This window comes from Spirosoma sp. KCTC 42546 (assembly GCF_006965485.1).
Lineage (GTDB): Bacteria > Bacteroidota > Bacteroidia > Cytophagales > Spirosomataceae > Spirosoma.
Genome location: NZ_CP041360.1, coordinates 395,148 through 420,765, shown reverse-complemented (window position 1 = coordinate 420,765; position 25,618 = coordinate 395,148). Strand labels below are relative to the sequence as shown.

The 25,618-nt window shown below is 47.3% G+C and carries 34 protein-coding genes and 1 riboswitch; of the genes, 26 read left to right on the top strand and 8 right to left on the bottom strand.

All coding sequences use genetic code 11. The annotated features are described in order from the left end of the window. Positions 1 to 122: 122 nt before the first annotated feature. The 7 genes from EXU85_RS01870 to EXU85_RS01840 all read right to left on the bottom strand — a co-directional run bounded on the left by EXU85_RS01870 (position 123) and on the right by EXU85_RS01840 (position 9,657). Entirely contained in the window at positions 123 to 1,835 is a 1,713-nt protein-coding gene (locus EXU85_RS01870; protein ID WP_142770443.1) for a GMC oxidoreductase, read from the bottom strand. 98 nt (positions 1,836 to 1,933) lie between these two features. Beyond that, positions 1,934 to 2,464: a gluconate 2-dehydrogenase subunit 3 family protein gene (locus tag EXU85_RS01865; protein ID WP_142770442.1), complete on the bottom strand. Its 531-nt coding sequence runs from the start codon at positions 2,462 to 2,464 to the stop codon at positions 1,934 to 1,936. Between the two features lie 216 nt (positions 2,465 to 2,680). After that, complete coding sequence (locus EXU85_RS01860) at positions 2,681 to 3,412, bottom strand: diphthine--ammonia ligase (RefSeq protein ID WP_142770441.1); 732 nt, start codon at positions 3,410 to 3,412, stop codon at positions 2,681 to 2,683. Further along, entirely contained in the window at positions 3,409 to 4,464 is a 1,056-nt protein-coding gene (locus tag EXU85_RS01855) for a YncE family protein (RefSeq protein ID WP_142770440.1), read from the bottom strand. Before EXU85_RS01855 ends, EXU85_RS01860 begins: the two co-directional genes overlap by 4 nt. A gap of 3 nt (positions 4,465 to 4,467) precedes the next feature. Then, complete coding sequence (locus EXU85_RS01850) at positions 4,468 to 6,279, bottom strand: TonB-dependent siderophore receptor (RefSeq protein WP_246859399.1); 1,812 nt, start codon at positions 6,277 to 6,279, stop codon at positions 4,468 to 4,470. A gap of 206 nt (positions 6,280 to 6,485) precedes the next feature. Continuing rightward, a riboswitch (cobalamin riboswitch) is annotated at positions 6,486 to 6,771 on the bottom strand. A gap of 93 nt (positions 6,772 to 6,864) precedes the next feature. Continuing rightward, entirely contained in the window at positions 6,865 to 8,241 is a 1,377-nt protein-coding gene (locus EXU85_RS01845; RefSeq protein WP_142770438.1) for a pitrilysin family protein, read from the bottom strand. Between the two features lie 72 nt (positions 8,242 to 8,313). Beyond that, positions 8,314 to 9,657 (bottom strand): pitrilysin family protein, encoded by a 1,344-nt coding sequence (locus tag EXU85_RS01840; protein WP_142770437.1) that lies wholly within the window; start codon positions 9,655 to 9,657, stop codon positions 8,314 to 8,316. 216 nt (positions 9,658 to 9,873) lie between these two features. On the opposite strand from EXU85_RS01840, the gene EXU85_RS01835 reads away from it, so the two are divergent. The 3 genes from EXU85_RS01835 to EXU85_RS01825 are packed head-to-tail and all read left to right on the top strand — an operon-like array spanning position 9,874 to position 11,613. Then, positions 9,874 to 10,227: a PadR family transcriptional regulator gene (locus EXU85_RS01835; protein ID WP_142770436.1), complete on the top strand. Its 354-nt coding sequence runs from the start codon at positions 9,874 to 9,876 to the stop codon at positions 10,225 to 10,227. 17 nt (positions 10,228 to 10,244) lie between these two features. After that, the gene (locus tag EXU85_RS01830) at positions 10,245 to 10,793 is read left to right on the top strand and encodes a hypothetical protein (RefSeq protein ID WP_142770435.1); all 549 of its coding nucleotides are present in this window, start codon (positions 10,245 to 10,247) and stop codon (positions 10,791 to 10,793) included. A 46-nt stretch (positions 10,794 to 10,839) separates the two neighbouring features. Further along, complete coding sequence (locus EXU85_RS01825) at positions 10,840 to 11,613, top strand: SDR family oxidoreductase (RefSeq protein WP_142770434.1); 774 nt, start codon at positions 10,840 to 10,842, stop codon at positions 11,611 to 11,613. On the opposite strand, the gene EXU85_RS01820 is transcribed toward EXU85_RS01825, so the two are convergent. Further along, the gene (locus EXU85_RS01820; protein WP_142770433.1) at positions 11,610 to 12,554 is read right to left on the bottom strand and encodes a sugar phosphate isomerase/epimerase; all 945 of its coding nucleotides are present in this window, start codon (positions 12,552 to 12,554) and stop codon (positions 11,610 to 11,612) included. The two genes, EXU85_RS01825 and EXU85_RS01820, sit on opposite strands and share 4 nt — an antisense overlap. Before the next feature lie 211 nt (positions 12,555 to 12,765). On the opposite strand from EXU85_RS01820, the gene tnpA reads away from it, so the two are divergent. From tnpA to map, 23 genes are all read left to right on the top strand, one after another. Further along, positions 12,766 to 13,227, top strand: a complete 462-nt coding sequence (tnpA, locus tag EXU85_RS01815) for an IS200/IS605 family transposase (protein WP_142770432.1) — start codon at positions 12,766 to 12,768, stop codon at positions 13,225 to 13,227. Positions 13,228 to 13,805: 578 nt separating this feature from the next. After that, on the top strand, positions 13,806 to 14,426 hold the full coding sequence (rplC, locus tag EXU85_RS01810; protein ID WP_142770431.1) for a 50S ribosomal protein L3: 621 nt from the start codon (positions 13,806 to 13,808) through the stop codon (positions 14,424 to 14,426). Between the two features lie 3 nt (positions 14,427 to 14,429). After that, a complete protein-coding gene (rplD, locus tag EXU85_RS01805) occupies positions 14,430 to 15,059 on the top strand; it encodes a 50S ribosomal protein L4 (protein WP_142770430.1) in 630 nt (209 codons plus the stop codon). A 2-nt stretch (positions 15,060 to 15,061) separates the two neighbouring features. Then, complete coding sequence (gene rplW, locus EXU85_RS01800) at positions 15,062 to 15,349, top strand: 50S ribosomal protein L23 (RefSeq protein ID WP_012930240.1); 288 nt, start codon at positions 15,062 to 15,064, stop codon at positions 15,347 to 15,349. 30 nt (positions 15,350 to 15,379) lie between these two features. Then, entirely contained in the window at positions 15,380 to 16,204 is an 825-nt protein-coding gene (gene rplB, locus EXU85_RS01795; RefSeq protein ID WP_142770429.1) for a 50S ribosomal protein L2, read from the top strand. A 9-nt stretch (positions 16,205 to 16,213) separates the two neighbouring features. Next, entirely contained in the window at positions 16,214 to 16,492 is a 279-nt protein-coding gene (gene rpsS, locus EXU85_RS01790) for a 30S ribosomal protein S19 (RefSeq protein ID WP_018618700.1), read from the top strand. Between the two features lie 81 nt (positions 16,493 to 16,573). Beyond that, positions 16,574 to 16,960 carry a 50S ribosomal protein L22 gene (gene rplV / locus EXU85_RS01785; protein ID WP_142770428.1) on the top strand — a complete coding sequence of 129 codons (387 nt, stop codon included), beginning with the start codon at positions 16,574 to 16,576 and terminating at the stop codon, positions 16,958 to 16,960. A 7-nt stretch (positions 16,961 to 16,967) separates the two neighbouring features. Continuing rightward, positions 16,968 to 17,873, top strand: a complete 906-nt coding sequence (rpsC, locus tag EXU85_RS01780; RefSeq protein WP_142770427.1) for a 30S ribosomal protein S3 — start codon at positions 16,968 to 16,970, stop codon at positions 17,871 to 17,873. Between the two features lie 108 nt (positions 17,874 to 17,981). Beyond that, positions 17,982 to 18,413, top strand: coding sequence for a 50S ribosomal protein L16 (gene rplP, locus EXU85_RS01775; RefSeq protein ID WP_142770426.1), 432 nt, complete (start codon positions 17,982 to 17,984; stop codon positions 18,411 to 18,413). A 20-nt stretch (positions 18,414 to 18,433) separates the two neighbouring features. Further along, positions 18,434 to 18,628, top strand: coding sequence for a 50S ribosomal protein L29 (gene rpmC, locus EXU85_RS01770; protein WP_111346592.1), 195 nt, complete (start codon positions 18,434 to 18,436; stop codon positions 18,626 to 18,628). 12 nt (positions 18,629 to 18,640) lie between these two features. After that, on the top strand, positions 18,641 to 19,006 hold the full coding sequence (rpsQ, locus tag EXU85_RS36060; RefSeq protein WP_142770425.1) for a 30S ribosomal protein S17: 366 nt from the start codon (positions 18,641 to 18,643) through the stop codon (positions 19,004 to 19,006). Positions 19,007 to 19,009: 3 nt separating this feature from the next. After that, positions 19,010 to 19,378 carry a 50S ribosomal protein L14 gene (gene rplN, locus EXU85_RS01760; protein ID WP_018618706.1) on the top strand — a complete coding sequence of 123 codons (369 nt, stop codon included), beginning with the start codon at positions 19,010 to 19,012 and terminating at the stop codon, positions 19,376 to 19,378. Positions 19,379 to 19,381: 3 nt separating this feature from the next. Further along, the gene (gene rplX / locus EXU85_RS01755; RefSeq protein WP_111346588.1) at positions 19,382 to 19,738 is read left to right on the top strand and encodes a 50S ribosomal protein L24; all 357 of its coding nucleotides are present in this window, start codon (positions 19,382 to 19,384) and stop codon (positions 19,736 to 19,738) included. A 20-nt stretch (positions 19,739 to 19,758) separates the two neighbouring features. Further along, entirely contained in the window at positions 19,759 to 20,313 is a 555-nt protein-coding gene (rplE, locus tag EXU85_RS01750) for a 50S ribosomal protein L5 (protein WP_142770424.1), read from the top strand. A gap of 23 nt (positions 20,314 to 20,336) precedes the next feature. Next, positions 20,337 to 20,606 carry a 30S ribosomal protein S14 gene (rpsN, locus tag EXU85_RS01745; protein WP_106137346.1) on the top strand — a complete coding sequence of 90 codons (270 nt, stop codon included), beginning with the start codon at positions 20,337 to 20,339 and terminating at the stop codon, positions 20,604 to 20,606. A 90-nt stretch (positions 20,607 to 20,696) separates the two neighbouring features. Further along, the gene (gene rpsH, locus EXU85_RS01740) at positions 20,697 to 21,095 is read left to right on the top strand and encodes a 30S ribosomal protein S8 (RefSeq protein WP_142770423.1); all 399 of its coding nucleotides are present in this window, start codon (positions 20,697 to 20,699) and stop codon (positions 21,093 to 21,095) included. Between the two features lie 13 nt (positions 21,096 to 21,108). Next, the gene (gene rplF, locus EXU85_RS01735; RefSeq protein WP_142770422.1) at positions 21,109 to 21,666 is read left to right on the top strand and encodes a 50S ribosomal protein L6; all 558 of its coding nucleotides are present in this window, start codon (positions 21,109 to 21,111) and stop codon (positions 21,664 to 21,666) included. A 108-nt stretch (positions 21,667 to 21,774) separates the two neighbouring features. Then, complete coding sequence (gene rplR / locus EXU85_RS01730) at positions 21,775 to 22,128, top strand: 50S ribosomal protein L18 (protein WP_142770421.1); 354 nt, start codon at positions 21,775 to 21,777, stop codon at positions 22,126 to 22,128. 3 nt (positions 22,129 to 22,131) lie between these two features. Beyond that, on the top strand, positions 22,132 to 22,650 hold the full coding sequence (gene rpsE / locus EXU85_RS01725) for a 30S ribosomal protein S5 (protein ID WP_111346582.1): 519 nt from the start codon (positions 22,132 to 22,134) through the stop codon (positions 22,648 to 22,650). Positions 22,651 to 22,669: 19 nt separating this feature from the next. Further along, the gene (gene rpmD / locus EXU85_RS01720; protein WP_046577840.1) at positions 22,670 to 22,849 is read left to right on the top strand and encodes a 50S ribosomal protein L30; all 180 of its coding nucleotides are present in this window, start codon (positions 22,670 to 22,672) and stop codon (positions 22,847 to 22,849) included. Between the two features lie 94 nt (positions 22,850 to 22,943). Next, positions 22,944 to 23,420, top strand: a complete 477-nt coding sequence (gene rplO, locus EXU85_RS01715) for a 50S ribosomal protein L15 (RefSeq protein WP_142770420.1) — start codon at positions 22,944 to 22,946, stop codon at positions 23,418 to 23,420. Positions 23,421 to 23,452: 32 nt separating this feature from the next. Further along, complete coding sequence (secY, locus tag EXU85_RS01710) at positions 23,453 to 24,772, top strand: preprotein translocase subunit SecY (RefSeq protein ID WP_142770419.1); 1,320 nt, start codon at positions 23,453 to 23,455, stop codon at positions 24,770 to 24,772. A 32-nt stretch (positions 24,773 to 24,804) separates the two neighbouring features. Then, the gene (map, locus tag EXU85_RS01705) at positions 24,805 to 25,617 is read left to right on the top strand and encodes a type I methionyl aminopeptidase (protein ID WP_142770418.1); all 813 of its coding nucleotides are present in this window, start codon (positions 24,805 to 24,807) and stop codon (positions 25,615 to 25,617) included. Position 25,618: the final 1 nt, after the last annotated feature.

Below are 25,618 nucleotides of genomic sequence, written 5' to 3'. Positions count from 1 at the left end.
GCTAACCAATTCTTTTTCGTTTCTCAGTACCTCTGTGGTTACTTGTTAGCTTTTCTGACAGAAGCCCCGATGTGCTCGATTCTCTCGGCACATCGGGGCTTCTACTTATCAGTCAATCGACTTTATATATTCTGTCTCTTCATTTCTTTTACAGCAAAGTCCGCAGCTCTGGCGGTCAGGGCCATGTAGGTCAGCGAGGGGTTTACGCACGAAGCTGAAACCATGCAGGCACCGTCTGTTACAAACACGTTTTTAACGCCATGAACCTGATTATTTGCATTCAGGATTGATGTTTTAGGGTCACGGCCCATCCGGGCAGTTCCCATCTCATGAATCGCCATTCCTAAGTAGGAGCCATTATCATAAGACTTAACATTTTTCAAGCCCGATGCCTCTAGCATTTCTTTGGCGTCGTTCATCATATCCACGCGCATTTTCTTCTCGTTCTCTTTCAGTTCAGCATCGAACACCACAAGCGGCATGCCCCACTTATCTTTTTCGTTTTTGTCGAGATACATGCGGTTTTCGTGGTAAGGCAACGTTTCGCCAAACCCACCCAGGCCCATCGTCCAGGGACCGGGTTTAGTCAGCTCTTCTTTATAGTCGGCACCAAAACTCATTTCGGCAATATTACGCTGCCAGCCAGTTCGGCTGCCTCCGCCCTGATATCCAAACCCACGTATATAATCACGTTTGTCGGTTCCTATATTCCGGTAGCGCGGCACATAAATCCCATTAGCCCGTCGGCCGATGTAATATTTATCCAGATCGCCCTCCCAAAGTCCCGATGCACCAGTACGGAAGTGGTGATCCATTAAGTTATGACCTAGTTCGCCTGAGTCATTACCAAAACCATTTGGAAAACGGTTCGATTTTGAATTGAGCAGAACGGATGTTGAGCCCAGCGTACTGCCACATACGAAAACTACTTTAGCATAATACTCCTTACTCTGGAGTGTAACTGCATCAACAATACGGACGCCCGTTGCCCGTTTTTTATTCTCGTCGTATAGGATCTCCGTTACAACCGAATCGGGCCGAAGCGTTAACCGACCTGTTTTAGCAGCCGGAGGTAATGTACACGATTGGGTACTGAAGTAGGCGCCATAGGGACATCCGAGTGAGCATTTATTACGGTATTGGCAAGGAGCACGGCCAACGCCTAGTTGAGCCTCCCCCGCTTTCGAGAGGTTGGCAACGCGACCTATTGTCATAACCCGGCCCGGAAAATTCTTTTCAATTCGCTTCCGAACTTCTTTTTCCACACAATACATTTCCATTGGTGGCAAAAATTCACTGTCTGGCAATTGGGGCAGGTTCAGTTTCTCGCCTGAAATCCCGACAAATTTCTCCACATACGAGTACCAGGGCGCAACGTCTTTATATCGAATTGGCCAGTCAATTGCGATGCCATCTTTCAAATTGGCCTCAAAGTCGATGTCGCTCAGTCGGTACGACTGTCGCCCCCACATAATAGATTTACCGCCAACAATATTAGGACGATACCAGTCGAATCGCTTGTCTTCTTTATACAGCGAGTCGGCGTCTTTCATCCAATAGGTTTCGGTCATTTCATTGTACGGGTAATCGCGGGCCAGCTTCGGGTGCGATTCCTTTTGCGCCATCGTCAGCCGACCATTGTATTTGGTCTGCCAGGGATCTTTCATGGCGTTTTCGTAGCCCGTTACGTGTTCGAGCTGATGGCCTTTTTCCAGCATCAGTACCCGTAATCCTTTTTCGGTCAGCTCTTTGGAAGCCCAGCCACCCGATATACCCGATCCGATGACAATGGCATCGTAGGTTTGTTCTTTTATGGAATCTATGTTAAGGTTCATGATCTTTTGAATGGATAATGAATAATGGAAAATTGATAATGGCTATGCAATAGCACACATCTCAATTCAATTATTCATTGTGCATTATTCATTATACATTAGAGCGCCCACGTTTTCTGGCCGGGTTTAAGGGTCATGCAGCCATTGAACTGGCCCGGTACAGGTAAGTATTCAAGCGCTTTTGTGGCTCCAATTTCCGATGTAAAATAGCCCGTTGTAGTCAGCTCTTTCATACGGAGGAAGAAAGGCTTATCATCGGTCATGGTCTGCTTTACCATTTCGTTTTTCTGCGCCGTATCTAATTCCACAAACCCTTTGCCGAATTTGGTTTTACTATCAGCATCCAGTTTGGCCAATCCGGCATAAAATTTCTCCTGATCGGCTTTCGGGTAGCAATCGCGCATGACACGCACAATGAACTTCTCGGCACCAGCGGACTTTGCTCCCGGAGTGCTGGTGGTTGGGATAATCACATCAGCCACTTCAGCAAGTAGGGTCTCCTGTTCAGCCGAAACAGCCATGCTTGGCCCGGTGTTGGTAATACGCCCCATAGCGCCTGCCAGTGTGGGCGCCGACAAGATGCCGCCCATCATCAGAGCCGCTTGTTGCAAGGCTTCTCTACGTTTCATAGGTATGTGAGTATTATGTTTAAATGTAAAAGGGGTAGAGGAATAAAATATCCTTATGCGATGGACATTAAACGTCAGAAGGCTAAAATACGAGTTACTTTTCAGATAAATAATATGTGTGGCAAAAAGGCGTAAAGCAGGGCCGAAATTTAAATTTCGGCCCTGCTTTACGCCTTTTTGCCACACATATTCCCGCTAAAATCTAAACAACTTATCTCATTCCTGAAAGATCAGATCCTGATACCAGAAGCCCGTGTCCCAACTACGGTCAGCATCATCGGTATGGCAATCTGTTCCGCCCGACAGGGTGTAGGTTCGCCGGACAATTTCGCCCCTGGAAAACCCAACAGGATTCGAAAAGATAGGTCCATCGTACACAAACGAATGGTACTCCCCATTTTCGCCACAAGGATCAACAGATTTAGGCAGGTCTTTCAATAAATCCAGATCCAGCTCACGGCCTACAAATTCGGCATTCAGTTGCTTTTCATTCACGCAGACAAGTACCGCCCGGAAACCCAGGTCAACAAATTCATGAATCAACTCAGTCGTGTTTCGCTGCCAGAGCGGGAATTCGCCGATTAGATTTACCCGACTCAACTGGGTTTCGCGATACTGCCGCAGATCTTCCAGGAAAATATCGCCAAAAATAGAGTGAGTCACTTCCTGCTGCCGAACTAGTTGTAACGCCTGATGCATGCGAGTATCGTAGGCTTCCATCGAAACATTGCCGGGTAACCGTAAGAGCTGCAAGGGCAATCCTAAACGATTAGCCTGAGCTTCCAGTAGATCGACACGAACGCCATGCATACTCACCCGTTCATGTTGATCATTCACCGATGTCAGTAGGCTTTGTATAGCCCACCGCTCCGACCGAAGGCTATGATACAACGCCAGCGCGGAGTCCTTTCCTCCGCTCCAGTTCATGATTGCCCGTTGATGGCTCATCGGAAATAAAATCCAGAAGGAGCAATTTCAGCCTTAACGGAATCAACCAGTGAACCACCATCTTCGTAACGCAACACATAGCCAGCCTGGGCATAGGACGGAATTACGCTGCCATAGACTCGCTTGGTTTGTGGATCGACCCCCAGTGCGCTAAACGAACGATTAACAAACACGCTGCCCGCCGATGTATTTGCATCCACAGTGAACCGGTATGTTTTGCCACTCAATATGTAATAAAACGTCCGCTTATCTGCACCAAGCGTTACCGAGCCAGGCACAGCTGAGAAGGTCAGGCGTTTCTCGACCAAACGACTTTGTGGATTAATCCGAACCATATCCTTACCGGCAAGAATCCACAGTCTGCTATCTCCATCAAGAGCAATCGGCTCGGGTGTAGTACCGAAATCTATTTTCTCTTTTACTGCATCCGTATTGGCATCGATAATCATCAGGGTTTTGTCGCCACTATACCCCGTACTACCCACAAATACTTCGGTTCCAACCAAAACCATCCGCTCGACACCTTTTACTGCTGGTATCTTTTTGGAAACGGTGCCGGTGTTCAAATCGACTACAGCGATATAGCCTGGGTCTTTATAGAAGGTTCCATTAGAGAAATCGCCCGAGACATCCCAGCAACTGATGTAGGCTTTGTTCGGACCGGCCTGAATTACCTGACGGGGGTTTTCGATATCTGGTGTTTTTAGCGTTGCGCGAGATACAAATGTGCCAGCCTCAACAATCTCAACTTTATCCTGCCCGGTTGTGCTGTTGTCCACCAGAATCAGCCCTTTACCGTTTACTTCTGTATAACCCTGTACTCCTCCGCTTAAGGCTAAGGAAGGATTGGCCGTTTGAAAAATATTAGTAGCAACCGTGTTACTGTTACGCGACAAAAACGAAACCGTTCCATTATTACTGGAGAAATTACCTGAATTCAAAATAAATACACCTGATTCATAGGGCATTAGTTCTGGATCGGAGGTTTTACAGTTCCAGACACTTAAGGCCACCAGCCCAATTGCAATTGATTTCGTCAATTGATTTTTCATGAATTATAAAGAAGGAAAATTGATAATGAGATTTATTGCCCAGTTTCGGCCCGGAAACGCGTTTCGACTCACTCCCAGTATCAGTGCATCGAATACATTATTGACTTGTCCCTGAATGCGAATCGGCGCTGGCCCTAGTTTAGCGGTATGCTCTAAAAGCACATTGGTTAGCATTACCCCTTTAAAAAACTGGCTATTGTCAAAGGTTATGTACCGGCGCGAATTGGCCTGCATTTGTACACTAAGGCGTGTTTGTCCATATTGTAAATATGTATTGAGCGTACCAGTGTGAATGGGCACATAGACCAACTGCTTCCCGATAACATCCTGAGAATAGGCGTTATAGGCTCGCTCCTGTGAGGAACGCGTTAGGGCGTAACCGAGCCGCAGTCCCATTCGCCAGATATTCTGTGCATAGGTCAAACTGGTGTTAAATTCGAACCCTCGCGCAACGACTAATTGCAGATTTTCGACATGGTAATTGGTAGTCGGATTCCAATATGTCCAGTTATCAACCCGGTTATGGTAGCCTGTTAACTCTGCAGTTAGGTTAACCCGATCAGACAAGGATGCATTTGCGGCCAAGCCAGCTTCGAAATTCAGCCCACTTTCAGGCAACAGATTTGGGTTGCCTAACTCAATCCAGTAGCGTTCATTCAAAGTTGGTACGCGGTAATTTCGACTTATCGAACCCTTGGCAGTGAGCTTAAATCGACTATGCTGAACAAGTTGGTATTCAGCCCCAAGCGAAGGCGTAAGCGGTGGATTAAACCGCATTACAAACGCTTGCCGAATATTAGCTGACACTAACCAACGTGTTGTTTGAAAACGTAGTAGCGCATATATATCCCCCCGATCTTCCTGAATTAGTTGTCCACCATAGCCATCCGTTCGGGTACGGTAATGCGACCACTCGCCCCCAATCCGTAGGTTCAGTTGTTTGGTATTCGTTGATACGAGCGAAAACTCACGCTCGGCCCGACTAATAAGCCGCTCCGTTTCGGTATGGCTTGGCGTATCGAAGTTGCCTTTCGCATAGTCCAGCACATCGCGAATCCAGCCTACCCGGAAAGTCATACGATTCGCTTCATAAGTAGCCAGCAGTCGCGCCGATTTCGTTCGGGTACGTTCCCGGGCTATGGTATCCTGGGGAGTAATAATCAGGTCATTGTCGGTCAACCAGGCATTGACTGAAATTTGCCGACCACTTTTATGGAGAAAATAAAGATCCTGTATGAATCCACGTTGCGCCGTTGTCGAGGGTTCCAGAAAATAATGCTGCCGTTCGGTGTACGGATAGTCGTTACTGAACTGGTTTAGATACGCAAACGTCTTACCCGACAGTTTCCAACTCTGCCCCAATGCCGATGCATAGCGAATACCTAGCTGCATCTTATTATTCCGAAAACTAGCAAACTGTTGACCAGTCGTTGCTCGTACGCCTGATTGCCAGCCGGGAGTACTGCCGAGGAGAATACTCCCTCCTACCGCATCGGAACCAACTGTGCTGGCCGAGGAACCATATTGAACGGCTAACCGATCGAAACCGGCAACGGGTAGGGTAGAGAAATCCGTCTGGCCAAGATTAGGCTGGTTGATATTGATACCATTCCAAAGTACGGCGGTATGATTGGCCGATGTACCGCGAAAGGCAACCGTAGCCAATTGTCCGGGCCCATAGTTTTTAAAGGCCAAAGGTGTATTAAGCGCTAATAGATCGGTTAAGGAGCCAAATCGAAATTGAACTAGCGTTATTGAATCAATACGCTGAAGTTTCTGGCCCGCCAGGAACCGTTCGGGTGCAATAGCACGCACAGTTACTGCCGATAGCGACACAACTGTTCCCAACTGATTCCTAGACGTGACCCTAGAGGAATCCGTTTGTGCGAAACCGGTATGACCTATTAACAGGCCAGTAACCAGAATCAGTACCCACCAATGAAGGGCTTGTTTTACCACTATAACTTCTGAACAAATTGTGCGTCAACAGCACGCGGTTGGGGCGTTTCCTCCGAACACCAGAACAACGGATGGTCTTTGGCAGGTCTCCTGACTCGTCTCGTCGGCTCTGGCCTTCCCATACTGATAATCAGCACAGTGGCTACGAAGAATGAACCGATTTTTAATGGACAATGAATAATGATCAATGTAAAATGGCTGTAACACCATTATTCACTCTACATTATAAATTATACATTCAATAAGACTTACAGTTGCGGGGACAGTGTTGGCGTTGCACCAACTTCCCTTTTAAGCCTTGAAAGTCGCTATGAAGCGACATAAGGCACCAAAAACTCAGGGCAAAGGTAGGGGAATTTAAACACAGAGACACAGAGTACAAAAAGAAATCTGTCAGGCAAACCCTCTCAGTGTACTCCGCTCCTCTGTGTTCAAGTACGTTTAAAACCCGTCGGCTTTTATTTCTTTCTCGGTAACGGTTCCGTATTTTTTCACTTTATCCCGAATAGTTTCAGCCTTACCGACCAACACGAATTGGAGGTTATTTTTCGGGAAATATTGATCAATGATCTGGCGCGTTTTAGCCACGGTTAACCCATCAACATTCTTCTGAAAGTTATTGATAAACGATTCATCAAAGCCCAGGCTGAACATATCCGTCAGCAGATTTGATAGCTCACTAGCGGATTCGTATTTCGGTGGAAAGTCTGCTTTAACGTAGTTTTTAGCCGATGCGAGCGTCTTTTCGTCGATGCCCGTTTTATGCAGGCTATCAAGCACCTGCAACGCCATATCAATGGCCTGCGTGGTGGTACTGACTTTAGTAAATGTCGAAATGGCAAAAGTACCGCTCTTACGATACGTACCGAAACGGCTGCCTGCACCATAGGTCAGACCTGAATTTACGCGCAAAGCATCGTTCAGCCAGGAGGTAAATCGTCCACCCAAAATTGTATTAACAACGGTTACTGGAATAAAATCTGGATTACTCTGCGTGATGCCTTTACCCCCAATCAAAAAGGTTGTTTCACGGGCATCATCCTTGTTCACTAATAAAACCCGATTCTTATCGAATGAGAACGTTGGCTCTGTCAGGGCAGGTGATGTTGCGGCTGCCGTTTTCCAGTTTCCAAACAAGTCGGTGATCCGTTTTTTCATTTCCGCCGTCGTAAAATCGCCCACGATAGCGATCGCAGCCCGGTCGGTGGTGTAGTTTTTCTGGTAGAACTGCCGGGCATCGGATGCCGATACGGCCGACACTGAGCTTGGTGTACCTGTGAGTGGATTGGCATAGGGGTGCCCCTCGTACACAAACCGATTGAAATAGGAGTTAATCACTCCACGCGGGCTTTCTTTCTGTTGCGTTAACTGAAGCAGTTGCCGTTGTTTATATTTATCGAATTCAGCCTGATCGAAGGTTGGCTTGGTAATAACATCCTGGATAATATCGAACAGTAAATCCTGATCTTTTACGGCAAAAGAGGCCGTTAGTTTAGCAACTTCTTTTCCTGCATAAGTATCGACGCTGGCCCCAACATATTCAGTCTTTTCTTCCAATTGGGCTTTCGTGTATTTCGAGCTCCCAAATAAGAGAGCTTCAGCCGTCATATTGGCTACGCCATAGCGGGTTCCATCCTGCACAGCACCTGCATCGAATACCGCCGAAATATTGATCAGCGGCACTTCATGCTGCTCCATCAAATAAACCGTCAGGCCATTCTTAAGCTTAAATTTCTGATAGGGCGGCACCTTGAAGGTTTGTGCCAACGACGCGCTCACGATAAGTAGAGCGGTGATAAGGGTAAGTATAGATTTCATATAGCGAAACCTATAAGGCTTAAACAACCGCAACGGCGGCCCAGCTTATAGGTTTGGGTTAGCTGTTTATAATTAATTGTTTTTAGCAGGGTTGTTCTTAGGCTCTGGCAGTAGATACCCAACAGTTCGATTGCGGGCTGTCAGATACGTTTTAGCTACCCGCTGTACGTCTTCTTTAGTTACTTTTTCATACAGGGCGGGCGCTTCGTATAGTTTTTTATAGTCGCCGAAAAACAGTTCATATGTGCCCAGCGAATTTGCCTTCCCATTGATGGTTTCCATGGTACGATAAAACTCCATCAATTTCTGATTCTTCAGCTTTTGCAGTTCTACATCCGTAATTCCCTCATTAATTACCTTATCAATCTGATGAAGTACCGACCGTTCTAACTGCTCCGCCGAAATACTACTGGCGGCAATGGCATAGATCGAAAACAAACTTGGATCGAACGACTGATCCATATTAGTGAACACCCGCGATGCAACAGTCGAGTCCAGCACCAATGACTTCACTAAACGCGACGAATTTCCCGAACTCAATACGCCACTAAGCAGATCGAGGGCATAGTAATCGGGGTGGCGCGTGGCGGGGGTATGATAAGCCAGCAGAATATTGGGTGTCGCCACATCTTTATAGGTCGTTGCACGCCGTTCTCCGTTTTGGGGAGGCTCGACTGTGCGTAAGCTATCCGGTAGTTTCTGGGCTGGAATCGATTCGAGGTACTGTTCGGCTAGTTTCTTCACCTGAGCTGCTGTTACGTCGCCAACCACAACGGCTACCGCATTATTGGGCGAATAATAGGTCTTGAAATATTTTTCCAGATCTGCCTGCGTCCATTTTTTGATATCCGATTCAAAGCCAATCACCGGGAACATGTATGGATGCTCCACAAAAGCTACGGATTGCACCAATTCGTTAATAACCCGATAATTACTGTTTTCCAGACCAGTACTCCGCTCCGATAAGACAACCCCTCGTTCGCTTTCAACCATTTTGGGATCAATGGCCAAATCCCGGATACGATCGCCTTCGAGGTCAAAAATTGTTTCGAGGGCTCCGCTCTGAAACCAGTCTGTGTACACTGTTGTATTTTCGGTGGTGTAGGCATTGTTCGACCCCCCGTTGGCTTCCATAACACGGTCAAACTGCTTAGGCCCGTATTTTTTTGCGCCATTGAACATCATGTGCTCAAAGAAATGAGAGAGTCCCGTGATACCGTGGACTTCATTACGCGAACCGACTTTCCAGAATGAGTAGAAATTGGCATTAGGGATCGAATGGTCTTCGAGGACCATGAATTTCATGCCATTTTTGAGCGTAAACGTCTGCACGTCTTCCGGCTTGGGTTTATTCTGCGCCAGCCCAATGCCAGCCGCAAACGTTAACCCGACCAGCAGCCCGATTCGTTTGTTCATGAGTAGAGTTTTAAATGGGAAATCTAAAATTACTGGCGAAATAGGGTATTGCCAAAAATGATGCAATGGTAGTTGGTTAACAGACACGTCATAAACTCTCTGTGTTGCTTTCTACTCGATGAAACGGATTAAAAAAATAAAATTCGAGTTGCTTGCATATTTAATTTTCTTACATATATTCGTACTACAAAATTGGGCGATAAGCCTTTGGCATTTATGGAACCAGTCAGTAGTGAGTTTTTACGGGGAACGTTGAAGACAATTGTATTAAAACTGCTCTCCGAACAAGATAAAATGTACGGTTACCAGATTACACAGGCCGTTAAAGAGCGTACTCATGGTGAGCTGACGCTGACCTTCGGGGCGCTCTATCCAGTTCTTCATAAGCTGGAGCAGGAAGGCTTATTGATAAACGAGTCCATTGAGGTGGACGGCCGCCTACGTAAATATTACTCCTTAACAGACAGCGGCACACAAATGGCCATTCAGAAGATCTCTGAATTTGAGCGATTTGTCGACTACATGCAGCAGTTATTTCAAACACCTCCGAATCTGGCTTTTGGCAATTAACTTAATCCTGTACGTTTATGGAAAAGCTAACTCCCCAACAAATAGACCATATCCACAAGTACCTGCTCCAAAGTGGTCTCTCTGACGAACTGCTTACTGAACTTCTCGACCATCTTGTGTGCGAAATTGAACACTATCTGTGGATCGGCCTCCCGTTTGAGTCAGCCCTCGAAAAAACCCTGATGGATGCCAATGCCGACTCGGTTCAAAAACTTCGTAAACTCTATCAGCGAGAGTTAGCCTTTTCAGATGCCCAGCTTGCAGAAGCCAGTTTAGATGATATTCTATTTCAGTTTCGCAATAAATCATACGGAGCCTATTCATTGCGACAATCCTATCAGAAAACGTTAGTATATGCACTTTTCGGAGCCTTAGGGCTTGGCCTTATGATGGTGGCCTTACTGCATTTGATCAGCCAGCGAACCTGGTCCTATTGGAGTCCGTGGGGAATGGTCTGGATAGTTGGTGTTGGAGCCGTCACAATAGCCGTAGTCATGTATTTCCTACAACAGGAACGATGGGAGCCCGTGCCCAACCGCAAGGCGAGTGAACGTTATGGTTTATAACGCATGATTTGTAGTTTTATAGCCCAACCTAGAACTACAAATCTATATGACCCCATCACTCTGGTCGCTCAGTGGCCAACGTGCTCTTGTAACGGGCGGAACCAAAGGAATTGGCGAAGCCATTGTTCGGCAATTTCTGGACCTCGGCGCATCTGTTTTTATTATCGCACGAGATAATGAGTTGCTTCAACAACAGTTGACTGATTACCAGCAACAAGGCCACACAGTTGATGGCCTAGCCGCCGATGTGAGCCAGCCGGGCACCGCAGTTCAAATTATGGAGATTGTCCAGAAAAAGTGGGGGCATTTGGATATTCTGATCAACAACGCCGGAACGAATATCCGTAAGCCTACAGCTGAGTATAGCCCTGCCGAGTACGACTACATACTGAATACCAACTTGCGGTCGGCCTACGAAATGAGTCAGGCGGCCTATCTATTGCTTAAGGCATCCAGCAAGGGCGGCAAACTTGTGATGGTCTCATCCGTATCGGGTTTAGCCCATACCAGTAGCGGATCATTATATGGTATGACTAAAGCGGCCATGCTCCAGCTAACCCGCAATCTGGCTGTTGAGTGGGCCCCTGATGGCATTCGGGTAAATGCGGTTGCACCCTGGTACATAAAAACACCCCTGGCAACACCTGTACTCACTAATCCAGAAAAACTAGCTGGCATTCTGAAACGCACACCCATGAACCGCGTCGGCGAGCCGGAAGAAGTAGCTTCTGTAGTGTCGTTTTTATGTATGCCTGCCTCTGGCTATGTCAGTGGACAAACTATTGCGGCAGATGGTGGCCTAATGGCCTGGGCTTATTAAAGCCCAGCCACCATAGCTTTCATCTTCGCCATTGCCGTTTTTGTGACAGTCAGCGCATCCTGTGCATAATAGTCTTTATTGAAAACCTCCAGCGAGACAACGATAGGTTGATCAGTTCGTTTAATGAGTTTCAATGTCTCCCGAATAGGCGCAACACCATCACCCGGAAATACACGATCCGCATCAACTATTTTTTCACGGGTGAAATTGGCCGTATAGTCATTCACGTGGAATACTTCAATAGCCGATTTTCCCACCAGCGGAAGCATCGTATTACCTGAACCACCTTTGTAGAGGTGATAAATATCCAGCAACACCCTGGCAGAGGGGTGACCACTCTCAATTGCCACGAACATAACCTCACTCAACCGGCTTAGATTAGGCGAAAAACCCCATAGCTCCAATTGAGGAACAACACCCGTTTTATCGCCTATTTCCAGAATCGCACGATATCGTTCGGCCGCTTTATATAAATCAACTTTAGGACTACCTGGCGACTGCGCCCCAATTGGCGGAGTTGCCACTCGTTTGCATCCTACTTCGGCCAGCATTTCCATCTCACTCTTCAATTGAGCGAGCCCTTTGGCGCGAGCCGCTTCATCGTCAATGATCCAGGGCGCAAAACCAATCGCATTTTCAACTTTTATACCGTTATCTGCCAGGACCTTTCGGGCTTCAGCCGTCGTTCCACCGTTTTTAAGATAGGTCTGTAGTGTCTCAATCCATATTTCGACGGACCGAAATCCCGCCTTGGAAGCAGCTTCCAGTTCCTTAACAAATCCAAGCTTATGCCCTCGAATCGTACTCATGTTCAGGCAAATCGTAAAAGGAGACTGAGCGGTTGGCGCAGGCATGGCTTGCAGCGAATTAGTCGAGAGGGTTGCGCCTACAGAGGCAGTCAGGGCTGCCAGCGTTTGACGACGAGTTACAGATTGAGACATGAACGGTAAAGAATTCGAGCGTTTTGCGATAATACTAGTTAAATGAAGAAAATGGGTAAACCTACTGTATAGGGCAATTTTAAAAATCCTTCATTTCAAGCGTTAATTCGTCCCAAAGTCGCATAGCGACTAAATGTTTGTAGCACATGAATCGGCTACCCTTTTTTCTGGTCGCATAGCGACCAAACCAATAAATCACCGTCTAATCCGTATGCCAAACACCTACACCCAAATCTACTTACACACCGTTTTTGCGGTCAAACACCGCTACGGACTTATTCAATCAGCCTGGAAAGAAGATTTATACCGCTACATGACTGGCATTATTCAGAATCAAGGGCATAAGCTCCTTTCCATTAACGGAATGCCCGATCATATCCACGCTTTTATTGGCATTAATCCCAAACAATCCATTTCTGACTTGATGCAGGATTTAAAAGGTGATTCATCGAAATGGATTAATGACAAGCGATTAGTAAAAGGGCATTTCGAATGGCAAACGGGCTATGGAGCTTTCTCTTATAGCCACTCTCAAATTGATGAAGTCGTCCAATACATTAGCAACCAGAAAGAACATCATAGAAAGCGAACGTTCCTAGAAGGATATACGGCGTTTTTAAACAAATTCAATGTGCCTTATGACGAGCGATACATATTCAATCAGATAGAATAAGTCATCATTCCGTCGCTACGCGACTAGAAGTGCGCGGTGATGATTTTGCTACAAACATTAGGTCGCTACGCGACCGAACGAGCAACGTCGCTCATTATTCAGGCTATAGAAATGAGCTAGCTTAGTCGCGTTAGCGACGGCATGTTTGTGGAAAATCATAAACATATCATAATTGTTTAGTCCCAAAGCGACCAAACAATTTATTGCCCAAGGCTTTCCGAAACACACATCAACATCTCCACAAAACTTTCTTTAAAATAAATTTTCCATTTCTGCTAATTATTCTCTACTTTTGCAGTCCCAAACTCGGAACATCGAGTCTAACGACATACGAGGGTGAAGGTCCGCAAGGAAACCACATCTGACTTTTTGGCAAACAATCCTTGCATTGCATGGCTTTGTATGCCTCTGAAGGTCAGGTGCAGCGCACCCGACCTTTTTTTATGTTGTTTTTTGGCTGATTGTTAAGCAGATATAGGATTCATTCAAATATTTGTCTAATTTTGCGGCCCGATTCGGAAGGTCCGATACGGAAAATGAGTACCTATTTTTTACCTGCTTACTTTAAACAAACACAAATGTCTGGTTTAATTGGCAAGAAAATCGGGATGACCAGCGTGTACAATGCGGACGGGCAGGCTCTGGCATGTACAGTGATTGAGACGGGTCCCTGTGTTGTAACCCAAGTTCGTAGCGTCGAGAAAGATGGCTACACAGCTGTGCAGCTGGGTTATGGCGACAAAAAAGAAAAGCACAGTAACAAGCCTGAGTTGGGCCACTTCAAAAAAGCTGGCACCACACCTAAGCGCAAACTGGTTGAATTCAAAGAATTCGAGAAAGAGCTGAATTTAGGTGAAACCCTCACGGTAGCCGACGTATTTGCAGAAGCTGACTTCGTTGACGTAGTTGGAACAGCAAAAGGTCGTGGTTTCCAGGGCGTTGTGAAACGTCATGGATTCGCTGGGGTTGGCGGTCAAACGCACGGTCAGCATAACCGGGGTCGTCACCCAGGTTCGATCGGTGCCTGTTCGTTCCCATCGCGCGTGTTCAAAGGTCTTCGTATGGCTGGCCGGATGGGCGGTAACCGCGTAAAGGTGCAAAACCTGCGCGTATTGCGTGTTCTGCCTGAGCAAAACCTGCTCGTTGTTAGCGGTTCGATTCCCGGAGCCAAAAATTCATACGTTATTATTGAGAAATAGGCCATGGAAGTAATCGTATATAACAGCAAGGGCGTAGACACAGGCAAAAAGGTCACCCTTCCGGAGGAGGTTTTCGGAATTGAACCGAACCAACACGCGATTTACCTCGACGTGAAACAATACCTGGCTAATCAACGTCAGGGAACGCACAAAGTGAAAGAGCGCGCTGAAAATGCACACTCGACTCGCAAACTGAAGAAGCAAAAAGGTACGGGCGGTGCTCGCGCTGGTAGTGCCAAATCACCCGTATTCGTGGGTGGTGGTACAATTTTCGGACCTCGCCCCCGGGATTATAGCTTCAAACTGAACAAAAAAGTGAAATCACTGGCTCGCCAGTCGGCTTACGCTGTAAAAGCAAAAGCTGAGAAGATTTCAGTTATCGACAGCATCACGCTGGAAGCTCCCCGCACCAAAGATTACATTCAATTCCTGAATGATCTGAACCTAACGGGTCGTAAAACGCTGCTCATTCTGCCCGACGTAAATACAAATGTTGTATTGTCGAGCCGGAACGTGCAGAAAGCGAAGGTGACCACAGCTTCGCAGGTGAATACCTACGATCTGATGAATGCCGATCAACTGCTCATCAGCGAAGAAGCGCTGTCAACCATCCAAACGTTGTTCGAAAAATAATCATGAGCGTACTGAAACGACCAATCGTCACTGAAAAAATGACGGGCCTTAACAAGCAAGGGAAGTATGCTTTTGAGGTTGAACTAAAAGCCAACAAACTCGAGATCGGCAAAGCCATCGAGAAAATGTACGGCGTAAACGTTGAGGCTGTCAATACTTTCCGGGTTTACGGAAAAAAACGCAGCAAGAACATCAACGGACGTGTTGTATCGGGCAAGACCCCAACCACTAAGAAAGCAATTGTTACGGTGGCAGAAGGCGAAGTAATTGATATCTACGCTGACCTGTAAACCGAGCCTTGCTCTACCAATTAATCAGTCATGGGAGTTAAAAAACTAAGACCAATAACGCCGAGTACACGTTTTCGCGTGGCACCCGACTTTGCGGAAATAACAGCCTCCAAGCCAGAGAAAAGTCTGCTGGAGCCCATCAAGAGAACCGGCGGCCGCAATAACGAAGGTCACCGCACTATGCGCTACATTGGAGGAGGTCATAAGCGGAAATACCGTATTATTGATTTCAAGCGCGACAAAGTCGGCCAACCTGCCGAAGTTTTGACTGTAGAATACGATCCAAACCGCACGGCACGCATCGCTCTGGTGCAATACGTTGACGGTGAGAAACGCTACATCATCGCCCCTCAAGGCATTGTTGTCGGTCAGACGATTCAGTCAGGCGAAGGGTCGACACCAGATGTTGGTAACGCATTACCACTGGCTCTGATGCCAATCGGTACAATCGTTCACAATATCGAGTTGACACCTGGTAAAGGTGGCGCAATGGCTCGCTCAGCTGGTACCTACGCACAATTGGTTGGTCGTGAAGATAAGTACGCTATCCTGCGTCTTCCTTCGGGCGAAACCCGCCGGGTATTAAGTGCTGGTATGGCAACGGTTGGTTCGGTATCAAACCCCGACCATATGAACGTTGTCGTAGGGAAAGCAGGCCGTAGCCGTTGGTTAGGCCGTCGCCCACGTGTTCGTGCCGTTGTCATGAACCCTGTCGATCACCCAATGGGTGGTGGTGAAGGCCGGGCATCCGGTGGTCACCCACGTTCACGCAATGGCCAGTTCGCCAAAGGTCAGAAGACCCGCAACAAGAACAAGGCATCTGAAAGCATGATTATTAGCCGACGCAAAAAGTAACAGATAACAATGGCACGTTCACTCAAAAAAGGCCCATATATTGATTTCCGTCTGGACAATAAGGTTCAGACCCAGAATGATTCGGGCAAGAAATCGGTCATCAAAACCTGGTCGCGTCGTTCGATGATTTCGCCGGATTTCGTAGGCCATACCTTCGCTGTTCACAACGGCAACAAGTTTATCCCGGTTTATGTAACGGAGAACATGGTAGGTCACAAGCTCGGTGAATTTTCACCAACGCGTAACTTCCGGGGACACACCGCAAAGAAAGACAAGGGCAAACGATAAATCCAGCATGGGGCAGAGAGCAAGGAGCATGGTATTGTAAAAAACCGAGCGCTGAGCACCGAGCACCGAGCCATAAAAAAAATGGAAGCAGTAGCGAGACTTAAAGATGTGCCCACGTCGCCCCGTAAGATGCGGTTAATCGCCGACCTGATTCGTGGTCAGCGCGTTAGCCGGGCGTTGGGTCTATTAAAATATCAGCCACAGGCTGGTGCCGATGTATTGCAGAAAGTGCTTTTATCGGCCGTTGCCAACTGGCAACAGAAAAATGTAGATGAGCGCATAGAAGACGCTGATCTGTATGTAAAAACGATTTTTGTTGACGGAGGTCCGATGCTGAAGCGTCTGCGTCCAGCTCCACAAGGTCGTGGTCACCGGATTCGGAAACGGTCCAACCACATTACTATTGTAGTTGACAGCGCAGCGCAATCTGTACTGGAATCAGCAGAAACCCCTGAAAACGAACAATAATTAGGAAATGGGACAAAAAATAAATCCAATTGGCCTGCGACTTGGTATTGTTCGGGGCTGGGAATCGAGCTGGTACGGCGGCAAAGAGTTTGCAGATAAACTTGTTGAAGACGAGAAAATCCGCAAATACGTAGCAGCCCGTATTCCGAAAGGAGCCATTGCTCGGGTAGTTATCGAGCGTACCCTGAAGCGGGTAACCCTTACGATTCACACAGCCCGTCCGGGTATTGTAATCGGTAAAGGCGGTGGCGAGGTCGACAAGATCAAAGAAGAGCTGAAAAAGATCACGGGCAAAGATGTTCAGATCAATATCTTCGAAATCAAACGGCCAGAAATCGATGCTAAATTGGTTGGCGAAGCTATCGCTCAGCAGTTACAGGCTCGTATTTCGTTCCGTCGTGCTATGAAGCAGGCTATCCAGTCCGCTCTCCGGGTTGGTGCACAAGGTATCAAAGTAAAAGTATCGGGTCGTTTAGGTGGTGCTGAAATTGCCCGCTCAGAGCAGTACAAAGAAGGTCGCGTGCCTCTTCATACACTCCGTGCCGACATCGACTATGCTATCTCTGAAGCCCAAACCGTTTACGGCAAAATCGGCATCAAAGTGTGGATTTTCAAAGGTGAAGTTTATGGCAAGCGCGATCTATCGCCATCAGCTATGATGAGCCAGGCACAAGCCGGAGAACGTACAGCATCTGCTAACGACCGTGGCGATCGTCGGGGCCCTCGTGGCGACCGTGATGGCAACGACCGTGGTGGTCGTGGTCGTGGAGACCGCGGTGGTAACGATCGGGGAGGTCAGGGTGGCAATCGCGGTGGCGCTCCAGGTGCCAATCGTGGTGGCGGCCAGGGCGGTAACCGGGGCGGTGGCCAAGGTGGCAACCGTGGTGGTGGACCAGGTGGACCAAGACGATAAACTTGAAAAGTTAGTTTGACGTTTGAGGTTTGAAGTTCGGTGTTCAACAAGATTTCCTGACATTAACTACAAACGTCAAACTGCAAACGGCAAACTGATTAAAGAGCTATGTTACAGCCAAAAAGAACTAAATTCCGTAAACAGCATAAAGGAAGGATTCCAGGTATCGCATCGCGCGGTCATGAGATTTCTTTCGGTACGTTCGCGATTAAATCATTGGAGCCGGGTCGGATCACTGCCCGCCAGATTGAAGCCGCTCGTATTTCCGTAACCCGGGCCATGAAACGTGAAGGCCAGGTTTGGATTCGTATTTTCCCAGACAAGCCGATCACTAAAAAGCCGGCTGAAGTACGGATGGGTAAAGGTAAAGGTGCTCCCGAATATTGGGTAGCCGTAGTGAAACCCGGCACGATTATGTTCGAAACAACAGGTGTTGATTTAGCAACGGGTATGGAAGCCCTTCGCTTAGCGGCTCAGAAGTTGCCCGTTCGGACGAAGTTTGTAGTCCGGCGCGATTATCAGGAGCAAGGCGCAGAGTAGATCCCTAAGCGACGAACAAGATGAAAAAAGAAGATTTGAAAGGATTGTCGGCGGATGCCTTGCGTACTGAAATCGGTGCGGAACAGGATCGCCTGCTGAAACTGAAGTTTGCACATGCCGTATCTCCAATCGAGAACCCCATGCGCATCCGCGAGAGCCGCAAACGGATTGCTCGCCTGCATACAGAACTGACAGTTAAATCGCGGCAAGCCTAATAAGACACGACGATGGAAGAGCAACAAGCACCAGCACCGCAGGAGGAAGTATCAACCCCAGCGGCAGCAGCAACAGAACAGCCGAAAGCAGCCGCTCCAGCAACGAGCGAAGCGAAATCGGCATCGGAGCGTAACGCACGTAAAGAGCGTATCGGGCGGGTGACCAGCAATAAAATGCAGAAAACCATTACAGTTGCGATTGATCGCAAAGTGAAACACCCGATGTATGGCAAGTTCATGAACAAGACCAAAAAATTGACGGTTCATGACGAGAAAAATGAGTGTGGTATCGGCGACACAGTTCGTGTTATGGAAACCCGCCCATTGAGCAAAAATAAACGTTGGCGGTTAGTCGAAATCATCGAAAAAGCGAAGTAAGCCATGGTACAGCAAGAATCAAGATTAGGAGTAGCCGATAACAGTGGCGCAAAAGAAGTGCTGGTTATCCGAGTCCTGGGCGGTACGGGCAAACGGTATGCATCGGTCGGTGACAAGATTGTCGTGACAGTGAAGCAAGCCCTGTCGTCCAGCAGTATGAAAAAAGGTACGGTTTCGAAAGCCGTGGTTGTTCGGACAAAAAAGGAAGTACGCCGGAAAGATGGTTCGTACATCCGTTTCGAAGACAACGCAGCTGTGTTGCTCAACAACAACGATGAGCCGCGTGGCACTCGGATTTTCGGTCCTGTAGCCCGCGAATTGCGCGAGAAGCAGTTTATGAAAATCGTATCGTTAGCCCCAGAGGTATTGTAAGCAATGGAGAAGAAAATAACGCTACCGACACACAAATTCCACATCAAGACGGGCGATACGGTCGTTGTGATTGGTGGAAACTCGAAAGGGCAGCGCGGAGTAGTGAAAGAAGTAATTGTAGAGAAAGATCGTGCCCGTGTTGAGGGTGTGGCTATGATTACCAAGCACTTGAAGCCAACGGCTTCTAACCCGCAGGGAAGCCTGGAAAAAACGGAAGGATCAATCCACATCAGTAACCTGAAATTAGTTGATCCCGCCACCGGCGAACCTACCCGCACGGGTCGTAAGTTGAACGACAAGGGCAAGCTGCAACGCTTCTCTAAGAAGACGGGCAACTTCATCCCAGATGTTCGTAAATAACCTTAAGCAGGTCTAAGAAAATGGCAACGCCAAGACTGAAAGAAAAATATTTAAATGAGGTCGTACCTCAATTGAAAGACAAGTTCCAGTATAAGTCGATCATGCAAGTGCCGCGTCTGAGCAAAATTGTCATCAATAAAGGTATCGGAGCCGCTGTCGCCGACAAGAAGTTGGTTGATGTAGGCGTCGAAGAACTAACGACCATCACGGGTCAGAAAGCCGTTGCGACTATGTCGAAAAAGGCTGTATCTAACTTCAAACTGCGGGAGAAAATGCCCATCGGTGCGAAAGTGACACTACGTGGTGAGAAAATGTATGAATTTATGGATCGCCTGACAACGGTTTCGTTGCCCCGCGTTCGTGACTTCAAAGGCATTAGCGACAAAGGGTTCGACGGTCGTGGTAACTACACGTTCGGCGTGCAGGAGCAGATTATCTTCCCAGAGATCAGCATCGACAAAGTAGCCCGTATTTCGGGGATGGATATCACGTTTGTGACATCTGCCAACACGGATACTGAAAGCTACGAGCTGCTGAAAGCAATGGGTATGCCGTTTGCTAAGAGTGGTAAATAATAACCGACACAAAGGCTAAAACAATGGCAAAAGAATCAATCAAAGCACGGGAACGGAAACGCGAAGCGTTAGTTGCCAAATATGCTACGAAACGGGCCGCTCTGAAAGCTGCCGGTGATTACATCGGTCTGGATAAGCTCCCTAAAAACGCATCGCCCGTTCGTCTGCACAATCGTTGCAAACTAACCGGTCGTCCACGGGGCTATATGCGCAAATTTGGTATTTCGCGGGTAACCTTCCGGGAAATGGCATCGGCGGGTAAAATTCCAGGTGTAACAAAAGCAAGCTGGTAATTCCAGATTCCATTTCTCTTTGTAATTCAGTTTCCGTAATTTTGCGAACTTTCTCAAAAACAGAGGTTTGCAAGTAACGCAACGCTAAGAATGAATACAGATCCAATAGCAGACTTTCTAACCCGCGTTAGAAATGCCATCCGGGCCAAGCACCGGGTTGTGGAAATACCTGCTTCCAACATAAAAAAAGAAATTACCAAAGTTTTGTACGACAAAGGGTTCATCCAGAACTATAAGTTCGACGATAGCACTCCTCAGGGCATCATCAAAATAGCCCTGAAGTACAATCCAACAACGAAGCAAAATGCGATCGTTGACCTGCAACGGATCAGCCGGCCAGGCTTACGTCAGTATCGGGGAGCCGATAACCTGCCACGTATTTTAAATGGCCTGGGTGTTGCTATCATCTCGACCTCTAAGGGCGTGATGACCGATAAAGAAGCCAAGACGCTGAACGTTGGTGGAGAGGTATTGTGTTACGTATATTAATCCGAACTGAACGATGTCACGCATAGGTAAGAAACCCATCGCCCTACCCAGCAACGTAACGTTGTCTGTCGACGACCAAAACGTCGTAACGGTAAAAGGGCCTAAAGGCACCCTGTACCAAACGGTTGACCCGGACATTTCGGTGGCAATCGAAGACGGTCATATCCAAGTATCCCGTCCAACGGAGCAGAAACGCCATAAAGCACTGCACGGTCTGTATCGTTCGCTGGTTAGCAACATGGTACAAGGCGTAAGTGAAGGCTTTAAACTTAACCTCGAAGTTATTGGGGTAGGTTACAAAGCATCGGTCGCCAATAATGTTCTTGAATTGCAACTTGGCTACTCACACAATGTGTACCTGGCAGTTCCAGAAGAAATTAAGGTAACGGCTGTTACAGAAAAAGGTCAGAACCCGAAAGTATATCTGGAAGGTTCAGACAAACAACTTCTAGGTGATGTAGCGGCTAAAATCCGTTCGCTCCGCAAAGTTGAGCCTTACAAAGGCAAAGGTATCCGCTTTATTGGTGAGCAAGTTCGCCGGAAAGCTGGTAAATCTTCGTCTAAAAAATAAGGTTTGCCGTTTGAAGTTTGATGTTCGACGTTTTTTAACAGGTAACATTAAACTTCAGACTCCAAACTTCAAACTTTTAAAACGCCTATTTGGTCGGAATCAAATAACATGGCAACTACAAAACAAGAAAGAAGGCAGCGGATTAAGTTTGGTATCCGGGCGAAGGTTTCCGGCACAGCCGAGCGTCCCCGTCTATCAGTTTTCCGCTCTAACACGGGTATTTACGCACAACTTATCGATGACGTGGCAGGCCGTACACTGGCAGCTGCATCCTCTGTTGAGTTGAAAAGCGAAATCGAAGGTAACACCCTCGAAACAGCGAAGAAAGTAGGTCAGCGATTGGCTGAAAAAGCAGTTGCCCAGAACATCAGCGCAGCTGTGTTTGATCGCAATGGCTACTTATATCACGGTAAAGTAAAAGCACTGGCCGACGCAGCCCGCGAGGGTGGCCTTAAGTTCTAAGCAATGAACATCAATTCAGCAAGACCGACAAAATTTAACGAAGCCGACCTCAAAGAAAAGGTTGTAGCCATCAACCGCGTAGCGAAGGTGGTAAAAGGTGGTCGCCGATTCAGTTTCTCGGCGATTGTCGTCGTCGGCGATGGTAATGGTGTCGTTGGTTACGGATTGGGGAAAGCCAATGAAGTAACGGACGCGATTGCCAAAGGAGTAGAAGACGCCAAGAAAAACCTGGTACAGGTTCCACTTCTGAAGCGTACGATTCCTCACGAAATGGAAGGCAAATTCAGCGGTGGCTTTGTCCTCCTGAAGCCAGCTTCTCCGGGTACTGGCGTAATTGCCGGTGGTGCTATGCGTGCCGTTCTTGAATCGGCTGGTATCCACGACATCCTGGCGAAATCGAAAGGTTCATCGAACCCACACAACGTGGTAAAAGCTACGCTTGATGCCCTGCTGAAAATGCGGTTACCCCATCAGGTTGCTTTCCAACGTCAGGTAAGTTTAGCAAAAGTATTTAACGGTTAATTTAAAAGGAGCAACAGACATGGCACGAGTACGCATTACGCAGGTCAGCAGCACCATTAAACGACCGCTATCTCAAAAGAACGCTATCAAGTCGTTGGGCTTGGGCAAAATCAACCGCAGCGTCGAACTGGAATACAACGACGCGCTGAAGGGTGCAATCAATAAGGTGCAGCACCTGGTGAAAGTTGAAGAAATTTAAGTATCTTTGCGATTCTTTTGGTTTTCAGGCCGCTGTAACCGGGTGTTAGAGCCGTGTCGAAGAGCCAAAAGAATCATTTTTTACTACTATAGCAATGAATTTAAGCAACCTTAGACCGGCAAAAGGTTCCGTCAGAGAGCGCAAGCGAGTCGGACGCGGGCAGGGATCAGGCATGGGCGGAACGTCCACGCGTGGCCACAAAGGAGCGCAATCGCGTTCAGGTTACAGTCGCAAAGTACACTTTGAAGGTGGTCAGATGCCTCTTCAACGTCGTGTACCGAAGTTTGGCTTTAAAAATATTAACCGCGTCGAGTACAAACCCCTCAATCTGGATGCCATTCAGGCACTGGTTGATGAAACCAAGGCAACGATTGTTGACATGGATTTCCTGCTACAGCATGGTCTGGTAAGCAAGAAAGATCTTGTGAAGGTTTTAAGCCGTGGTGAATTGACAACCGCTGTTGAAATTCACGCCCACGCTTTTTCGGCCAGCGCGAAAGACGCGATTGAAAAAGCAGGCGGTAAGGCAATTGTGCCTACAAGAGAAGCGAAAGAAGAAGCAGCTAAATAAGTTGTGAGCACGGCAACGACCGAACTACTTTTATGAACCGACTCATCACCACGTTTAAGAATATTTTTGCAATTGACGAGTTGCGGAGTCGAATCCTCAACACGCTGTTGTTCATTACGGCGTTTCGTCTCGGTTCAGCTATTGTGCTACCAGGCGTTGACCCGCAAAAACTGAACCTTAATCCTCAGGGATTGCTCGGTTTATTGGACACCTTTTTAGGTGGTGCGTTCAGTAAGGCTTCGATTTTTGCATTGGGCATCATGCCGTACATCTCGGCATCGATTGCTATTCAATTGCTTACGCTGGCTCTTCCCTACTTCCAGAAAATGCAGAAGGAAGGGGAATCAGGTCGTAAGCGATTGAACCAAATTACACGCGTATTAACGATTGGTGTAACGGCTGTTCAGGCTATTACTTACGTTCGGACTACGATTCCTCAGGAAGCATTACTGATTGACCGAGGACTATTCACGATTTCATCGTTATTCGTTCTTACAGCTGGTACGATTTTCTGTATGTGGCTGGGCGAACGGATTACGGATAAAGGGATTGGCAACGGGATTTCCATGATTATCATGATTGGGATTGTATCCCGGCTTCCAGGTGCCATTATCGGTGAACAACAATCTCGTGGATCGGGTGGCATTCTGATTTTCGTTCTGGAAATAGTTGCCTTGTATTTTGTTGTCATGGGTGCTGTTGTACTGACTCAGGCCGTTCGTCGGATTCCGATTCAATATGCTAAACAGGTTATCGGCAATAAAGTTGTAGGTGGGCAAAGACAGTACCTGCCCCTAAAGTTGAATGCAGCAGGCGTAATGCCTATCATTTTCGCTCAGGCGTTAATGTTCATTCCAACGTACGTAGCAGGGCTATTCGCTGAGAAAAGTGATTTTGCAGCAGGTGTGCAGAATGCGTTCCAGAGTTATACAACCTGGCAGTATAATGTTCTCTTTGCATTACTGATTATCATCTTTACGTTCTTCTACACCGCTATTTCCGTTAACCCGGTACAGATTGCCGATGACATGAAACGTAGTGGTGGCTTTATTCCAGGTGTAAAACCAGGTCTTCAGACATCTGAATACATTGGTACAGTGCTTGACCGTATTACATTGCCTGGTGCTATAATGCTGGCAATTGTCGCTATTTTACCAGCTATTGCTAATCTATTAGGAATGACGAGTGGATTCGCGCAATTCTTTGGTGGTACATCGCTGCTAATCATGGTTGGTGTGGTATTGGATACGCTTCAGCAAGTAGAAAGTTATCTGCTCATGCGTCGGTACGAAGGTCTGATGAAATCAGGCCGGGTACAGGGACGGACGAACAGCGAGACTGTAGCTGCTTAATTGAAATGGCTGGTTCTGACAAAAAGGATAAAATGATTTTTTATAGAAGCGATGACGAAATTGCTTTGATAAAAATCAGTGCTCAGGTTCTCGGAAAAGCCCATGCCGAAGTGGCAAAGCTTATCCGGCCTGGTGTTACCACAAAGGAACTGGACACCGTTGCAGAAACGTTTATAAAGGATAATGGTGGCATTCCATCATTCTTAGGTTATAACAAGTTTCCAGCTTCACTCTGTATCTCTGTCAATGATGTAGTGGTTCATGGATTTCCAAGCCGCTACGAACTCCGCGATGGTGATATTATCTCGATTGACTGCGGTGTAAAATTGAATGGCTATCATAGCGATAGCGCCTACACATATCCTGTTGGCGAAGTTAGTCCAGCCGTTCGTCGGCTGCTGGTTCGTACAAAAGAGTCGCTTTATCTTGGATTAGGACAAGCGGTAGAAGGAAATCGAGTTGGTGATATAGGCTATGCTATTCAGACTTACACCGAGAAGTTCGGTTATTCGGTAGTTCGGGAGTTAGTTGGTCATGGCGTTGGTCAGAACCTGCACGAAGCCCCTGAAGTGCCGAATTACGGAAAACGAGGTCAAGGCCCTAAGTTACGGGAAGGTATGATTCTGGCGATTGAGCCAATGATCAACTTTGGTAAGAAGGGTGTAGTACAGGAACGTGATGGTTGGACGATTCGGACAGTTGACCGTAAGCCATCGGCTCACTTTGAACACACAGTGGCCGTACGAAAAGGGAAACCTGAGATTCTAACCACCTTTGAATATATCGAAGCAGTCACCGCGAATACTAGCCTGATGGTCGATACACAGGAACTGATGGCGGCTTAAA

What these genes read in the sequence shown, in the direction of transcription:
- EXU85_RS01870 (WP_142770443.1), bottom strand. Translation starts at nt 1,835, where the DNA reads ATGAACCTTAACATAGATTCCATAAAAGAACAAACCTACGATGCCATT.
- EXU85_RS01865 (WP_142770442.1), bottom strand. Translation starts at nt 2,464, where the DNA reads ATGAAACGTAGAGAAGCCTTGCAACAAGCGGCTCTGATGATGGGCGGC.
- EXU85_RS01860 (WP_142770441.1), bottom strand. Translation starts at nt 3,412, where the DNA reads ATGAGCCATCAACGGGCAATCATGAACTGGAGCGGAGGAAAGGACTCC.
- EXU85_RS01855 (WP_142770440.1), bottom strand. Translation starts at nt 4,464, where the DNA reads ATGAAAAATCAATTGACGAAATCAATTGCAATTGGGCTGGTGGCCTTA.
- EXU85_RS01845 (WP_142770438.1), bottom strand. Translation starts at nt 8,241, where the DNA reads ATGAAATCTATACTTACCCTTATCACCGCTCTACTTATCGTGAGCGCG.
- EXU85_RS01840 (WP_142770437.1), bottom strand. Translation starts at nt 9,657, where the DNA reads ATGAACAAACGAATCGGGCTGCTGGTCGGGTTAACGTTTGCGGCTGGC.
- EXU85_RS01835 (WP_142770436.1), top strand. Translation starts at nt 9,874, where the DNA reads ATGGAACCAGTCAGTAGTGAGTTTTTACGGGGAACGTTGAAGACAATT.
- EXU85_RS01830 (WP_142770435.1), top strand. Translation starts at nt 10,245, where the DNA reads ATGGAAAAGCTAACTCCCCAACAAATAGACCATATCCACAAGTACCTG.
- EXU85_RS01825 (WP_142770434.1), top strand. Translation starts at nt 10,840, where the DNA reads ATGACCCCATCACTCTGGTCGCTCAGTGGCCAACGTGCTCTTGTAACG.
- EXU85_RS01820 (WP_142770433.1), bottom strand. Translation starts at nt 12,554, where the DNA reads ATGTCTCAATCTGTAACTCGTCGTCAAACGCTGGCAGCCCTGACTGCC.
- tnpA (WP_142770432.1), top strand. Translation starts at nt 12,766, where the DNA reads ATGCCAAACACCTACACCCAAATCTACTTACACACCGTTTTTGCGGTC.
- rplC (WP_142770431.1), top strand. Translation starts at nt 13,806, where the DNA reads ATGTCTGGTTTAATTGGCAAGAAAATCGGGATGACCAGCGTGTACAAT.
- rplD (WP_142770430.1), top strand. Translation starts at nt 14,430, where the DNA reads ATGGAAGTAATCGTATATAACAGCAAGGGCGTAGACACAGGCAAAAAG.
- rplW (WP_012930240.1), top strand. Translation starts at nt 15,062, where the DNA reads ATGAGCGTACTGAAACGACCAATCGTCACTGAAAAAATGACGGGCCTT.
- rplB (WP_142770429.1), top strand. Translation starts at nt 15,380, where the DNA reads ATGGGAGTTAAAAAACTAAGACCAATAACGCCGAGTACACGTTTTCGC.
- rpsS (WP_018618700.1), top strand. Translation starts at nt 16,214, where the DNA reads ATGGCACGTTCACTCAAAAAAGGCCCATATATTGATTTCCGTCTGGAC.
- rplV (WP_142770428.1), top strand. Translation starts at nt 16,574, where the DNA reads ATGGAAGCAGTAGCGAGACTTAAAGATGTGCCCACGTCGCCCCGTAAG.
- rpsC (WP_142770427.1), top strand. Translation starts at nt 16,968, where the DNA reads ATGGGACAAAAAATAAATCCAATTGGCCTGCGACTTGGTATTGTTCGG.
- rplP (WP_142770426.1), top strand. Translation starts at nt 17,982, where the DNA reads ATGTTACAGCCAAAAAGAACTAAATTCCGTAAACAGCATAAAGGAAGG.
- rpmC (WP_111346592.1), top strand. Translation starts at nt 18,434, where the DNA reads ATGAAAAAAGAAGATTTGAAAGGATTGTCGGCGGATGCCTTGCGTACT.
- rpsQ (WP_142770425.1), top strand. Translation starts at nt 18,641, where the DNA reads ATGGAAGAGCAACAAGCACCAGCACCGCAGGAGGAAGTATCAACCCCA.
- rplN (WP_018618706.1), top strand. Translation starts at nt 19,010, where the DNA reads ATGGTACAGCAAGAATCAAGATTAGGAGTAGCCGATAACAGTGGCGCA.
- rplX (WP_111346588.1), top strand. Translation starts at nt 19,382, where the DNA reads ATGGAGAAGAAAATAACGCTACCGACACACAAATTCCACATCAAGACG.
- rplE (WP_142770424.1), top strand. Translation starts at nt 19,759, where the DNA reads ATGGCAACGCCAAGACTGAAAGAAAAATATTTAAATGAGGTCGTACCT.
- rpsN (WP_106137346.1), top strand. Translation starts at nt 20,337, where the DNA reads ATGGCAAAAGAATCAATCAAAGCACGGGAACGGAAACGCGAAGCGTTA.
- rpsH (WP_142770423.1), top strand. Translation starts at nt 20,697, where the DNA reads ATGAATACAGATCCAATAGCAGACTTTCTAACCCGCGTTAGAAATGCC.
- rplF (WP_142770422.1), top strand. Translation starts at nt 21,109, where the DNA reads ATGTCACGCATAGGTAAGAAACCCATCGCCCTACCCAGCAACGTAACG.
- rplR (WP_142770421.1), top strand. Translation starts at nt 21,775, where the DNA reads ATGGCAACTACAAAACAAGAAAGAAGGCAGCGGATTAAGTTTGGTATC.
- rpsE (WP_111346582.1), top strand. Translation starts at nt 22,132, where the DNA reads ATGAACATCAATTCAGCAAGACCGACAAAATTTAACGAAGCCGACCTC.
- rpmD (WP_046577840.1), top strand. Translation starts at nt 22,670, where the DNA reads ATGGCACGAGTACGCATTACGCAGGTCAGCAGCACCATTAAACGACCG.
- rplO (WP_142770420.1), top strand. Translation starts at nt 22,944, where the DNA reads ATGAATTTAAGCAACCTTAGACCGGCAAAAGGTTCCGTCAGAGAGCGC.
- secY (WP_142770419.1), top strand. Translation starts at nt 23,453, where the DNA reads ATGAACCGACTCATCACCACGTTTAAGAATATTTTTGCAATTGACGAG.
- map (WP_142770418.1), top strand. Translation starts at nt 24,805, where the DNA reads ATGATTTTTTATAGAAGCGATGACGAAATTGCTTTGATAAAAATCAGT.